This is a genomic window from Micromonospora sp. H61, assembly GCF_018070325.1.
Lineage (GTDB): Bacteria > Actinomycetota > Actinomycetes > Mycobacteriales > Micromonosporaceae > Micromonospora > Micromonospora salmantinae.
Genome location: NZ_JAGPXY010000011.1, coordinates 78,353 through 91,730, shown reverse-complemented (window position 1 = coordinate 91,730; position 13,378 = coordinate 78,353). Strand labels below are relative to the sequence as shown.

General features: G+C 72.4%; 12 protein-coding genes. 6 read left to right on the top strand and 6 right to left on the bottom strand.

Annotation, left to right across the window (positions count from 1 at the left end; translation table 11 throughout):
- Positions 1-49 precede the first annotated feature (49 nt).
- The 4 genes from KBX08_RS08555 to KBX08_RS08540 are packed head-to-tail and all read left to right on the top strand — an operon-like array spanning position 50 to position 3,428.
- Positions 50-1,819 (top strand): proline--tRNA ligase, encoded by a 1,770-nt coding sequence (locus tag KBX08_RS08555; protein WP_210782142.1) that lies wholly within the window; start codon positions 50-52, stop codon positions 1,817-1,819.
- Between the two features lie 57 nt (positions 1,820-1,876).
- Positions 1,877-2,302: a CBS domain-containing protein gene (locus KBX08_RS08550; protein ID WP_030487636.1), complete on the top strand. Its 426-nt coding sequence runs from the start codon at positions 1,877-1,879 to the stop codon at positions 2,300-2,302.
- 35 nt (positions 2,303-2,337) lie between these two features.
- Entirely contained in the window at positions 2,338-2,766 is a 429-nt protein-coding gene (locus tag KBX08_RS08545) for a SufE family protein (RefSeq protein WP_112736716.1), read from the top strand.
- 20 nt (positions 2,767-2,786) lie between these two features.
- A complete protein-coding gene (locus tag KBX08_RS08540; RefSeq protein WP_210782140.1) occupies positions 2,787-3,428 on the top strand; it encodes a DsbA family protein in 642 nt (213 codons plus the stop codon).
- A gap of 75 nt (positions 3,429-3,503) precedes the next feature.
- Here KBX08_RS08540 and KBX08_RS08535 read toward each other — a convergent pair whose 3' ends face one another.
- From KBX08_RS08535 to KBX08_RS08510, 6 genes are all read right to left on the bottom strand, one after another.
- Positions 3,504-4,052, bottom strand: a complete 549-nt coding sequence (locus tag KBX08_RS08535) for a YbaK/EbsC family protein (RefSeq protein WP_210782198.1) — start codon at positions 4,050-4,052, stop codon at positions 3,504-3,506.
- A gap of 95 nt (positions 4,053-4,147) precedes the next feature.
- Positions 4,148-4,342, bottom strand: coding sequence for a hypothetical protein (locus KBX08_RS08530; RefSeq protein ID WP_210782138.1), 195 nt, complete (start codon positions 4,340-4,342; stop codon positions 4,148-4,150).
- A gap of 37 nt (positions 4,343-4,379) precedes the next feature.
- Positions 4,380-5,162, bottom strand: a complete 783-nt coding sequence (locus tag KBX08_RS08525; protein WP_210782136.1) for an SDR family oxidoreductase — start codon at positions 5,160-5,162, stop codon at positions 4,380-4,382.
- Between the two features lie 78 nt (positions 5,163-5,240).
- Positions 5,241-5,894, bottom strand: a complete 654-nt coding sequence (locus KBX08_RS08520) for a GAP family protein (RefSeq protein ID WP_210782134.1) — start codon at positions 5,892-5,894, stop codon at positions 5,241-5,243.
- 51 nt (positions 5,895-5,945) lie between these two features.
- Positions 5,946-7,334 carry an MFS transporter gene (locus KBX08_RS08515; protein ID WP_210782132.1) on the bottom strand — a complete coding sequence of 463 codons (1,389 nt, stop codon included), beginning with the start codon at positions 7,332-7,334 and terminating at the stop codon, positions 5,946-5,948.
- Between the two features lie 59 nt (positions 7,335-7,393).
- Positions 7,394-7,654 carry a hypothetical protein gene (locus KBX08_RS08510; protein ID WP_210782130.1) on the bottom strand — a complete coding sequence of 87 codons (261 nt, stop codon included), beginning with the start codon at positions 7,652-7,654 and terminating at the stop codon, positions 7,394-7,396.
- A gap of 218 nt (positions 7,655-7,872) precedes the next feature.
- Here KBX08_RS08510 and KBX08_RS08505 point away from each other — a divergent pair, with 218 nt between their 5' ends.
- Positions 7,873-12,345: an HAD-IC family P-type ATPase gene (locus KBX08_RS08505; protein ID WP_210782196.1), complete on the top strand. Its 4,473-nt coding sequence runs from the start codon at positions 7,873-7,875 to the stop codon at positions 12,343-12,345.
- A gap of 171 nt (positions 12,346-12,516) precedes the next feature.
- On the top strand, positions 12,517-13,317 hold the full coding sequence (locus KBX08_RS08500) for an MBL fold metallo-hydrolase (RefSeq protein ID WP_210782128.1): 801 nt from the start codon (positions 12,517-12,519) through the stop codon (positions 13,315-13,317).
- Positions 13,318-13,378: the final 61 nt, after the last annotated feature.

The window sequence follows — 13,378 nt, the reverse complement described above, 5'->3', positions numbered from 1 at the left end:
CGGGGAATGGGCTCGCCCGGCTGGTCGGCGTGGCTCTACCCTTCGGCCCATGCTGCTACGCATGTCGACGCTGTTGCTGCGGACCCTGCGCGAGGATCCGGCCGACGCGGAGGTGCCGAGCCATCGGCTGCTGCTGCGCGCCGGCTACATCCGTCGTGCCGCACCGGGCGGCTACACCTGGCTGCCGCTGGGCAAGCTGGTGCTTGATCGGATCACCGAGGTCGTCCGCGCCGAACTGGTGGCGATCGGCGACCAGGAGGTGCACTTCCCGGCGCTGCTGCCCGCCGAGCCGTATCGCACCAGCGGCAGGTGGACGGAGTACGGCGACGACATCTTCACCCTCGCCGACCGGCGCGGTGCCGAGCACCTGTTGGCGCCCACCCACGAGGAGATGGCGGCGCTGCTGGTCAAGGACCTGTTCACCTCGTACCGGGACTTCCCGGTGACGCTGTTCCAGGTGCAGACGAAGTTCCGCGACGAGGCGCGGCCGCGGGCCGGGTTGCTGCGTGGCCGCGAGTTCCTGATGAAGGACGCGTACTCCTTCGACCTGGACGAGGCGGGGCTGCGGGAGGCGTACGGGCGGCATCGCGCCGCGTATCAGCGGATCTTCGATCGGTTGGGGCTGGACTACACGGTGGTGCGGGCGATGTCCGGCGCGATGGGCGGCTCCGCGTCGGAGGAGTTCCTGGCGGCGACGCCGGTCGGCGAGGACACCTTCGTCGGTTGCACCTCCTGCGACTTCGCGGCCAACACCGAGGCGGTGGCCACCCGGGTGCCGAGCGCCGGTGACCCGAGCGCGCAGCCGGCCGTCGAGGTGCACGACACTCCGGAGACTCCGACGATCGCCAGCCTGGTGGAGTTGGCCAACGCGCGCCGGTTGGGCGGTCGGGACGGCTGGACCGCCGCCGACACCCTGAAGAACGTCGTGTTGTCAGTTCGTCGGCCGGGTGCCGACCGGGCCGAGCTCCTGGTCGTCGGGCTGCCCGGTGACCGGGAGGTCGACCTGAAGCGGGTCGGTGCCGCACTGCACCCGGCACAGGTGACCGTCTTCGAGGAGTGGGCCGAGCATCCGGAGCTGGTTCGCGGCTACATCGGACCGCAACTGCTCGACAAGCTGGGCATCCGCTACCTGGTCGACCCTCGGGTGGTGACCGGGTCTGCCTGGCTGACCGGGGCGAACGAGCCGGGCCGACACGCGACCGACGTGGTGTGCGGACGGGACTTCACCCCGGACGGCACCATCGAGGCGGCCGACGTCCGCGCCGGCGACCCCTGCCCGGAGTGCGACGCCGGCGAGCTGACCATCCGGCGGGGCATCGAGATCGGGCACATCTTCCAGCTCGGCCGCCGCTTCACCGACGCCTTCGCTGTCGACGTGCTCGGGCCGGCCGGCAAGCCGGTCCGGCCGACGATGGGCTGCTACGGCATCGGGGTTTCCCGGGCGGTGGCGGCCGTGGCCGAGCAGCACCACGACGACCGGGGACTGGTCTGGCCGGCGGCGGTCGCGCCGTGTGACGTACACCTGGTGGTTGCGGGCAAGGGCCCGCAGCTCGACGCGGCGCTGGAGCTCGGCGGGCGTCTCGCCGCCGCCGGCCTGCGGGTGCTTGTCGACGACCGCACGCACGTCTCGGCCGGGGTCAAGTTCACCGACGCCGAGCTGATCGGCATCCCCCGGGCCGTCGTGGTCGGCCGCCGGCTCGCCGAGGGGTACGTCGAGCTGCGCGAGCGGGCCGGCGACGGGCGCACCGAGTTACCGCTGGACGGTCTGGTGGATCGACTCGTCCACGAGGTACGCCAGGTTCGTGCGAGCCTGGTGTAGCTGCCGCGTCACAGGGTAGTGCTGTCGGATCGGGTGGAAACGTCTTCGGAGGCTCTCATGACCGGTTACCGGGTCAGTGACGTGATGACCAAGCAGGTGGTGTACCTGCCGGCCGAGACCACCCTGGACGAGGCGGCCAGGGTGATGAAGGAGGCCGACATCGGTGATGTGGTGGTGACCGACGGCGCCAGCCTCGCCGGCATGCTCACCGACCGGGACATCGTGGTGCGGGCCGTGGCGGAGAACAGCTCGCCTGCGGCCACCACCATCGGCTCGATCGTCACCCGCGAGGTCGTCATGATCGAGCAGCACTGCACGGCGGGTGAGGCGGCGGCGCTCATGCGGGATCGGGGCATCCGACGGGTGCTGGTCTGTGACAGTGACCGCAAGCTGGTGGGGATCGTCTCGCTCGGCGACCTGGCCATGCAGCTCGACCCCACCAGCGCGCTCAGCGAGATCAGCGAGCAGTCGCCCACCGTGTGACCGGGCCCTCGGGACGACGGCGGTAGCCTCGACGCATGGCTGACATGCCGGCCCGACTGGCCGAGATCGTCGACGAGTTCGCCGCCGCGCCGCGCGACCTGGTGCTGGAGATGCTCCTGGAGTACGCGGACGTCATCCCGGCGCTGCCGGAGGGCGCCGCGGAGCGCGAGGGCATGGAACAGGTGCCCGAGTGTCAGACGGCGTTCTTCCTGCGCGCCCGGGTGACCCCGGAAGGCACAGTGGAGACGCTCTTCGACTGCCCACCGGAGGCGCCCACCACCCGGGCGTTCGCCGGGATCCTCGCCGAGGGGCTGGCCGGGGCGAGCGCCGAGCAGGTGCTGGCCGTGCCGGACGACCTCTATCAGCGGATGGGGCTGGCGCAGGCGATCAGCCCGCTGCGGGTCCGTGGCGGCACGGCGATCCTGGGCCGCCTCAAGCGGCAGATCCGGGAACAACTCGGTTGACCGCGAGGTTGCCACCGACCATGGAGATCGAGATCTACGCGGACGTCATCTGCCCGTGGTGCTACATCGGCAAGCGCCGCCTGGATGAGGCCCTCGCCAGCTACGAGGGCGAGGTGACGGTCCGCTACCGGCCGTTCCAGCTCGACCCGTCGCCGGTGCCGCAGCCCCTGCCACTGGTGCAGGCGCTGGCCGGCAAGTTCGGCGGCCCGGAGCGCGCCCGGCAGATGGTCGACCACGTGACCCAGGTCGCGGCGGCCGACGGGCTGCGGCTCGACTACGACCGCGCGGTGATCGCCAACACCTTCGACGCGCACCGGCTGGTCTCCTGGGCGACCGACCAGGGCAGGGCGGCCGAGATGGTGGAGGCGCTCTACCAGGCGCACTTCAACCACGGGGTCGACGTCGGCTCGCGGGAGGCGCTGGCCACCCTGGCCGGTGAGATCGGCCTCGACGCGGTCGACGCGCGCCGGTTCCTCGACTCCGACGAGCGCGTCGCCGACGTCGCCGCCGACCTGGCCGCCGCCCAGGATCTGGGCATCACCAGCGTGCCGACCTTCGTGCTGGCCGGGAAGTACGCGGTCTCCGGTGCGCAGGAAGTGCGGACGTTGCTGGCCGCGTTCGCCGAGGTCGAGCAGCGCGAGTCCGCAGCGCACTCACACTGAGTCACCCGACGGCCGGGCGTCCGGCATTGATGATCACAATGTTTCACGTGCAACAACATCGATGCCGATACCTGGTCAGACCGGCCTGGCCAGCCCTTCCACCACCTGGGCTCCCGGCAGCGCGCCCAACGCCGGCCCCGGCAGCGCAATCTTGCTGTGCCGTACGCCGGACCCGACGATCACGTGCGGTGTGGCGATGACCCGCGCGTCCACCAGGATCGGCCACTGCGCCGGCAGCCCGATCGGGGTGATGCCGCCGTACTCCATGCCGGTCAACTCGACAGCGTCGTCCATCGGGGCGAAGCTCGCCTTGCGGACGTCCAGCGTCCGGCGGGCCACCCCGTTCACGTCGGCCCGAGTGGTGGCCAGGATGATGCAGGCCGCGTAGCGCACCACGCCCTCACGCTTGCCCGCCACCACGACACAGTTGGCCGACACGTCCAGCCCCACCTCGTACGCCGCGCAGAACGCCGCGGTGTCGGCGAGGTCGGCGTCGATCGGCGCGACCAGCACGTCGTTGACGTCCACCGGCGCGTCGGCCGGCCACTGCGCGATGGCCTCCGCGACCGGCGGGGCGAGCAGATCCAGGCGGGCGCGGGCCGGTTCGGTCTTCAGCGTTCCCATCACGGGTGCGATCCTCGCATCCGCGACGCTGAACCGCCCGGCGGCTCCCCGGCCCCCCGGCGACGCCAGCGGCCCGGGCCGGATCGATCCGGCGCTCAACTGCCCGCGAGGAAGGCGTTGTCGCTCATGAAGGAGCGGTCGCGAGCAGCCGCCAACTCCTCCTCGCGCTGGGCCTTGGCCCGTTGCAGCTCCAGATCCTCGAACGCGTGCCGGACACCCAGCCGGATCACGCCGTAGAGGAAGACGAAGCCGAAGACGTAGAGGATCACAGTGGTGACGACAGCGAACATGGCGTCACGGTAAGACGAACGTGAACCGTTGTTGCTCTCATTTCCGGCCGGTTCCCCCGTACGTGTCGGCCAGGTGGTCGGCCCAGGTACGTACGCCCCGGGGCAGTGCCTCGGTGGCCAGACCACCGGCCCGCAGCTCGCGACCGAGCCGGCCGGGAATCCGCACCGGCAGCAGCGGTCGGCGCGAGCCTCGGGCCGCTCGCCACGCCCGGGCGGCCTCGTCGAAGCGGAGCACCTGCGGCCCACCCAGCTCCTCGATGCCGCCCAATGGTCCGGCGACCAGTCGGGCCGCCAGCCGCGCCGCCACCTCACCCGGGTCGACCGGTTGGGCGAGCACCGCCCGGTCCCCGATCACCGGGCCCAGCCGCGCGCTGGCGGTCAGCATGTCGTCCAGGAACTGGGGGAACTGGGTGGCCCGCAGCACCGAACACGGCACCGGACCGGCCGCGATCACCTGCTCGGCGGCGAGCTTGTGGCGGTAGTACGGGATCGGCACCCGATCAACCCCGACGATCGAGATGTAGACGATGTGCCGCACACCGGCAGTGCCGGCGGCCACCACCAGTCGTCGGGTGCCCAACACATCCACCTGGTAGGTCTGCCGACCCCGAGGCGCGGACGCCAGGTGCAGCACGGCGTCCATCCCGGTCACCGCCTCGGTCAGCCCGTCCCCGGTGACCAGGTCGGTCACCACCCACTCCACGTCCGTGCCGGCGGGTGGCCGGCGGCTGGTTGCCCGGACGCCGATCCCGTCGTCACGCAACCGACCCAGCACCGCACGGCCCAGAGTGCCGGACGCCCCGGTGATCAGAACCTTCATCTCGTCCTCCTTGGAACCCGTCCGACCCTTCCTGGTGTCGACGAAACGACACGCAATCCCGTGACGGCACGCGGCGGCTCACCCCGACCGGATCAGGTCCAACACGGTGAGCAGCGCGAAGAACGCGATCACGATCTCGTTGACGATCCAGGCGTGCCCCTCGGCCCATTCCCGCATCCGGGTCAGCACCCGAGATGCCCTGCTCCCCAACAGCAGCAACGCCAGCAGAGGCAGCGCGAGCAGGAGCACTGTGAGCAGCACGAACGGCACCAGGTGCCACCACGGCAGATCATGTCGGGCCACGCTCGCCCCGACGGTGGCCATGGTCAGGTCGTCGGTCGGCGTCGCCACGAAGAGCAGCGCACCCAGCCGCAGCGCCTGCGGCGGACCGGCATGCTCGATGCTTCCCAGCCAGCGCGGCGGTCCGGAGCGGCCCCGGCGGACCCAGATCAGCACCGCCAGGCACACCAGCAGGGCCAGCACCACCAGGTCGATGGCGGGGCCGCGATCGACCTTCCCGGCGACGGCGCTGGCGTCGGCGACCACTCCACCCACCAACTTGGTCAACAACCAGGCCACTGTCACCCCGGCGGCGACCACCAGCCCCGCGCCGGCGAGGAAGCCCAGCGACGCCGCCCGGGGCCGATCCGACGAGGCCAGGAAGACGGCCACCACCAACTGCGTCCCGGCGACCATGACCACGGCGAGCGGAAGAATGGTCAGGAGGTTCATCGTCCGCCATCCTTCCGGCACGAGCGGGCGGGACGCGGCGGAATCCGCGGATCACCCGGCCTGTCGTACACCCCCGCCCACCGCGACCCGGCCGGCCAGCAGCGCCCCGAGCAGCGCCAGCCCAGCGGTCACCACGAGCGTCGTCGTGTAGCTGGCCGGGCCCGGCGCACTTCCCGCCGCCAACACGGCCCCGGTCAGCGCGAGCACTGTCGCCGCGAAGAGAGAGTCGCTCAGTTGCAGTGACGAGCTGTTGCGGCCTTGCTCACCCGGTGCGGACAACTCCAGGGTGAGCACCGACAACGACGGATAGAGCAGCCCCATGCCCAGACCGGCGACCGCCCAACCGAGCACGGCGACAGCCACCGGCAGCTCGGGCCGGACGGCCAGCGCGACCGTGGCGGTGCCGACCGTGATGCAGATCAACCCGGCACGCGGCAGGCTGGCCCGCGACACCGGCACCGGAATCCGGCCCTGCAACCAGGAGCCCGCCGACCAGGCCAGCGCGCCGACAGTGAGGACCAACCCGGCAGCGGTCGGCGAGAGACCCCGTTCCCGGGAGAGCATCAGCGGGATGACCACCTCGGCGCCGACGAAGGCCGCCGACGCCAGACCACGCAACCCCACCACGGTGGGCAACCCGCGCGCGGCCCGGAGGAAACCGGCCGGCAGCAGGCGCGGGGCACAGACCAGCAGGCCGACCACGGCGAACCCGACCAGCACCACTGCGGTGGCGCCGCGCTGCTGTCCCCCGATGTGCAGCAGTGCGGCACTCACCGCGGCCCCGCACGCCCAACCGATCCGCGCGGCCGCACCTGCCGGCGGGCTCGTCGCCGCACCCCGGGCCAGCGACCGCAGGCCGGGGTGGATCAGCAGCACCGCCGGCACCGCCACCGCCGGCACCGCCAGGAAGACCCACCGCCAGCCCAGGTACTGCACGATCAGGCCGGCAACCGCCGGCCCGACAAGCGACGGTACGACCCACGCCGCCGCGAACGCCGCGAAGATCCGCCGGTGCAGCTCCTGCGGGTACGCCTGCCCGACGATCACGTAGAGCGCCACCGAGAGCAGCCCGGAGCCGAAACCCTGCACGACCCGCCCGACGACCAGCGCGCTCATCACGGGGGCGGTCCCGGCGATCAGCAACCCGACCACGAACCAGGCGACGCCGTGCCACATCGGCCCCCTGGGACCCCGCGCGTCGCACCAGATGCCGGAGACCACCATGGCCAGCACACCGGTGGCGAACGGACCACCGAACGCGATCCCGTAGAGCGCCAACCCGTCCAGGCTGCGCGCGACGGTCGGCATCGCCGTACCGACCGCCAACGCCTCGAACGCGAGGAGTGAGATCAGCGCGACGCTGCCCACCGTCATCGCGCGCAGCCGCGGTGCGAAGAGTCCCGGTGCGGCGGGTGTGGTGGTGACGGCTGTGCTCGGCATCGGCCGAGCATGCGACTTCAACCCTGATTCATGTCAACCGTCCGGTGACCCGGCTCTCGTCAGGCGTCCTGCAGCGCCTCCCCGACACCGCGCACCAGCCCGGAAAAATGCTGGTCTGCCAGCAGGTGACCAGCGGTGATCACCACAGCGATCGGCCACTCGATGACCTGTAGCGCGGCGAGCACTCCGAGCCCGGCGTAGTAGGCGACCTTGTCCGGTGGCGGCACCGCCACCTCACCCACCATCGGCAGTTGCACCCGCCGGTTGTACATCGAGACGTTCTCCCGTGAACCGTTGAGATGTCGCGTCAGTGTGCTCATGCCGGCCTCCCCATGTCCGGTGATGGTCGTCGGGTTCCACAGCCCATCCCGTCCATGCGCCAGCGACGGCGGAAAATTCCGCCACTCAAGGGGCATAACGGATGGCAGGTCGGGAAGCCAGGCCGCCGGACGTGAGTGCGGTGGGAGGACGACATGGCCAAGGTCAGGACGAGCGGCAACAGGGAGCCGGGCCGGCGCCCGTCCAGCCGTACGCCTCGATGACGGCGGCGGGTCGCGCTGCCGGCCGCATCCTGCCGTCCTTCGGCGTGCCGCATCTGGTCGGCGAGGCGTCCCGGTCGGTCAGCTCGGCCGCGGTCCGGCTGGCCCGGACGGCCGGGCTGACGCGGCGTCGGGTCTGGTCCCGGCCGGGCCGGCACCACATCGAGGTGCACGGTGTCTGCCAGGACGGTGGCAACCGGCTGGCCCGTCAGGTGGAGGGCGCGCTGGAACGGATGCCCGGGGTGGCCTGGGCCCGGGTCAACGCACCCTCCGGCCGGGTGGTGATCGCCGTCCAGACCCCCGAACCGACGTTGCGCGACCTGATCGCCACCATCGACCGAGTCGAGCGGACCTGCGACCACGAACCGGACCCGGAGATCCCACCGCCGCACCCACCGGAGGAGGGGCCGCGCACACCGCGCACCCTCGGCGCGCTCGCCTCGGACGCACTGGGCCTGACCATCTCGGCAGCCACCCGGATCCTGCCGTTCGCGCCGCTGCCCGGCGAGGTGGCCGGCCTGCTCTCCGCTGTGGATCTTCAACCGAAACTGCACGAGTTCATCGGCAGACGGCTGCGCTCCGACCCGCGCGCCGACATCCTGTTTCCGCTGGCCGAGGCGGTGGTGCAGGGCTTGACCGGCCGCTGGACGGGCATCGTCCTGGACGGTGCCCAACGGGTCGTGCAGTGGGGTGAGGATCGGGCCCAACTCTCCGCCTGGGAAAAGGCCGAACCACGGCTGACCGGCGACGCCGAACGAGCCACCGCCCGCTGGCCGGTGATCGAACGTCCGCGGCCGAAGCCGGACGGCCCGGTCGAGCGGTACATCAACCGCATGCTCGCCGCCGGCGCGGCCGCCGGCGCGGCGGCGGTGCCGTTCGCCGGGCCGAAGCGGGCCACCGCGCTGGGCCTGTCCGCGCTGCCGAAGGCGCCGGGCAGCGGCCGCGAGGGGTACGCGGCTCAGCTCGGCCGGATGCTGGCCCGGCGTGGTGTGATCGCGATGGACCGGAGTGTGCTGCGCGAACTGGACCGGATCGACACGCTCGTGCTCGACGCCGCCGTGCTCGGCTCGGACCGGGGCGTCCTGGCCGATCTGGCGCCGGCGTCCGACGCGGACGTCGACCAGGTGGCGGAGCGGGCCTTCGCGTTGTTCGACCCGGACGACCCGTCCGCCTCCCGGACGGCGGACGGCTGGCGGCTCGGGCCGCTGGACCGGATGCCCGCGAACGACCCGGACGCCATCCCGGACGCGGCCCGGCTGCGCTCCGCTGGCGGCCAACTCCTCGGCCTCTGCCACGGCGACCGGCTCGCCGCCCTGTTGCGGGTCGAGCCGGAACCCGCGCCCGGCGTCGACGGCCTGCCCTCCGCCGCCCGACATGCCGGCCTGCGGCTGCTCGTCGCCGGCGGCGACGAGCAGCGGTACGGCTTCGCCGACGCGATGCTCCCCGGCGGGGACCAGTTGGCCGAGTCGGTACGCGCGTTGCAGCGCGACGGCGCCGTGGTGATGCTGGTCTCCGCGGACCGGAAGGCACTCGGCGCGTCCGACTGCGGTCTCGGGTTCGCCGCGCCGGAGGAACTGCCGCCGTGGGGCGCGCACCTGCTGGTCGGTGCCGACCTGCGGGTGGTGGCGCTGGTGATCGAGGCGACCGGGGTGGCCCGGCGCACGGCCCAGCAGAACATCCGCCTGGCCATGGCCGGCACCGGTCTCGGGGCGTTGGGCGCGTTCACCGCCCCACCGACCCAGCTGCCGCACCGGGCGCTCGTCGCGGTCAACGGCGCGGCCGGGCTGGCCTTCGCCAACGGGGTCTGGCAGGCCCGCCGGTTGCACGACCAGTCCGACACCCCGGTGCCCGTGGCAACCGCCTGGCACCTGATGCCGGTCGGTACCGTGCTCGACCACCTGCGTTCCACCCCGGACGGCCGGGCCAGCGCCGAGGCGCAACGCCGACGCCACGGGTCCGGTGACAACGGCGGCGCCGGACCCGGACGTGGTGGCCTGCTGCGTGCCTTCGTGGACGAGTTGTCCAACCCGCTCACGCCGGTGCTGGCCGCCGGGGCGGTGCTCTCCGCGTCGTTCGGCTCACTTGTCGACGCCGCGTTGGTGGGCAGCGTGGTCGGTGGGTCCGCCCTGATCGGGGCGGTGCACGAGCGCAACACGGAAAGGTCGCTGGCGGAGCTGCTGTCACGGTCGGCGGTGACCGCACGGGTCCGCCGGGACGGTGCCGAGCAGGTTCTCGCCGCCGAAGACCTGGTCCTCGGGGACGTCATCGCCCTCGAACCGGGCGACTCGGTGCCCGCCGACTGCCGGGTGCTCGAGTCGGTGGGCCTGGAGGCCGACGAGTCGTCGCTGACCGGTGAGTCGCTGCCGGTCGCCAAGTCCAACCGACCGGTGGTCGCCGCCGCCATCGCCGACCGACACTCGATGCTCTACGAGGGCACCACAGTCGCCGCCGGGCACGGCACCGCAGTGGTGGTGGCGACCGGCAACGACACCGAGGCCGGGCGCAGCCTCGCCCTGGTCAAGCAGGACCCGCCGGCCAGTGGGGTGGAGGCTCGGCTCGGCGCGTTGACCAGCGCCGCCATCCCGTTGGCGGCCGGTTCCGCGGTGGCGGTGGCCGGCGCGGGCCTGCTCCGAGGCGTACCCCTGGCCGAAACGGCGGCGACCGCCGCGAACCTCGCCGTGGCGTCGGTGCCGGAGGGGCTGCCGTTCCTGGTCAGCGCGGCGCAGCTGGCCGCGGCCCGGCGGCTGGCCGAGCACGGCGCGTTGGTCCGCAACCCGCGCACCATCGAGGCGCTGGGCCGGGTGGACGTGCTCTGCTTCGACAAGACCGGCACCCTCACCGAGGGCAAGCTGCTGCTGGCCGGGGTCGGCGACAGCGTCGGCGACCGGTACGCCCCGCTGGACCGGTTGGACGACCGGCTCCGGATGACGCTGGCCGCGGCGCTGCGGGCCACCCCCGCCGCGAAGAACCCGGAGGAGTTGGCGTTGCAGACCGACCGGGCGGTCCGTCGGGGCGCCGGGGAGGCCGGGGTGGTGGAGCAGACCGGCGCCGCCGGGTGGCGGGCCGCCGGAGGGCTGCCGTTCGAGCCGTCCCGCGGCTACCACGCGAGCATCGGACAGACCGACGGTCACCTGTTGTTGAGCGTCAAGGGTGCTCCGGAGACGGTGCTGCCGCGCTGTTCGTCCCGACGGATGGACGGTCGTCAGGAGCCGCTGGACGACGCCGGCCGCGCGGAGCTGGAGCGGATGCTCGCCGACCGGGCCGGGGCGGGAAACCGGATCCTCGCCGTCGCGGAGTGCCCGGTGAACGACCCGAAGGTGACCGACTCCGACGTTCGAGGGCTGACCTTCGTGGGTTTCCTGGCCCTCGCGGACGGTGTCCGGGAGAGCGCAGCCCCGGCGGTACGCCGGATCCGGCAGGCCGGCGTGCACACCATCATGATCACTGGTGATCACCCGGCCACCGCAGAGGCGATCGCCGCCACCATCAGTGAACACGACGAACAGCGGGTGGTCACCGCCGCTGAACTCGACCAGTTGGACGACGACGCGCTCGCCGAGCGGTTGGCCAACACCGACGTGGTGGCCCGCTGCACCCCTGCGCACAAGGTGCGGATCATCCAGGCGTTGCAGAAGTGCGGGCGGACCGTGGCGATGACCGGCGACGGGGCCAACGACGCCCCGGCGATCCGGCTGGCCGACGTCGGCATCGCCCTCGGTCAACGGGGCACCCCGGCCGCCCGCGCCGCAGCCGACCTGGTGGTCACCGACGACCGGCTGGAAACCATCATCGCCACCCTGATCGAAGGGCGGGCGATGTGGTCGTCGGTGCGGCACGCGCTCAGCATCCTGGTCGGTGGCAACCTCGGTGAGATCGCGTTCAGTGTGCTCACCGCAGCGGCGACCGGCCGCTCCGCGCTCACCGGGCGACAACTTCTGCTGGTCAACCTGCTCACCGACCTGGCGCCGGCGCTGGCCATCGCGGTCCGGCCGCCCGCATCGGACCGCACCGACGCGCTGCTCCGGGAGGGCCCGGACACGGCGCTCGGCGAGAGCCTCACCAGGGAGATCGGGCTGCGGGCGGCAGCCACCACGCTGGGCGCGACAGCGGGCTGGACGTTGGCCCGCTACACCGGACGCCGTCAGCGGGCCGGCACTGTCGCCCTGGTCGCCCTGGTCGGCACCCAACTCGGGCAGACCATCCTGGCCGGCGGCACCAGTCCGGCCGTGCTGGCCTCCACGGCGGCGTCACTGGGCGTCCTGGTCGTGGTGGTGCAGACCCCGGGGGTGAGCCAGTTCTTCGGCTGCACCCCGCTCGGGCCGGTGGGCTGGACCATCGGGGCCGGGTCGGCGCTCGGCGCGACCTTCGCCAACGGCGCGCTCACCAAGCTGGTTGAACGCCTCCCGGAGACCCGCCCCAACCGGACCGAATCCGGTGCCGAGTCAGCGGCGGACGGTGGTTCCGCCAGCTGACGCGGACTTGGCACTCGGGCTGGAGTTGATCCCTCGACGGCGTCGCCGTCCGGATCGCGCGCTCCGACACCTGACCCGCACGCGTGCACTGGTCGGCCCGTCAGCGGCGTCAAGGGCTGAGCCGCATGCCGACGGCTCATCGGGGTACCGGAGCCGCAGGAGGTGGGCGCGATGGTGGAACAACCCCAGGTGACGTTCATCGGTACCGCGACGACGGTGCTGCGGATCGGCGGCTTCACCCTGTTGACCGACCCGAACTTCCTGCACCGGGGTCAACGGGCGTACCTGGGCAAGGGGTTGTGGTCGCGCCGACGCACGGACCCGGCGCTGCGGATCGCCCAGCTCCCAGAGCTGGACGCGGTGGTCCTCTCCCACCTGCACGGCGACCACTTCGATCGGGTGGCCCGTCGGGAACTGGCCCGCGAGCTGCCCATCGTCACCACCCCCGCGGCGGAACGCAAGCTGCGCCGCTGGGGCTTCCGGGCCGCCCAGGGTCTGCCGACGTGGTCGTCCCGGGAGCTGCACCGCGACGGTACGACAGTGCGGCTGACCTCGATGCCCGGCCAGCACGGCCCGGGCGCACTGGACCTGCTGATGCCCGACGTGATGGGCACGATGATTGACGTGGAACGCTCCGGGCGGCGGGAGTTCCGGCTCTACGTCACCGGCGACACCCTCAACCGGCCGCTACTCACCGCGATCCCCGAACGCTATCCGGACATCGACGCGATGCTGATCCACCTCGGCGGCACGAAGGTCGCCGGGATCCTGCTCACCATGGACGCCCGCCAGGGCGCGGACCTGGTGGAGCTGGTCCGTCCACAGCTGACCGTGCCGATCCACTACGACGACTACCCGGTGTTCCGCTCACCGCTGGCGCACTTCGTCGACGAGGCCCGCCGCCGAGGTTGGGCGAAGCAGGTACGCACCATCGCCCGTGGCGAGACCGTCCCGCTCACTCCTACCGCCTGACGGCGGTGTCGGCTCCGGCGGCTCCGGCGGCCAGATGACAAAGAGCGGTATACCTCAGAGT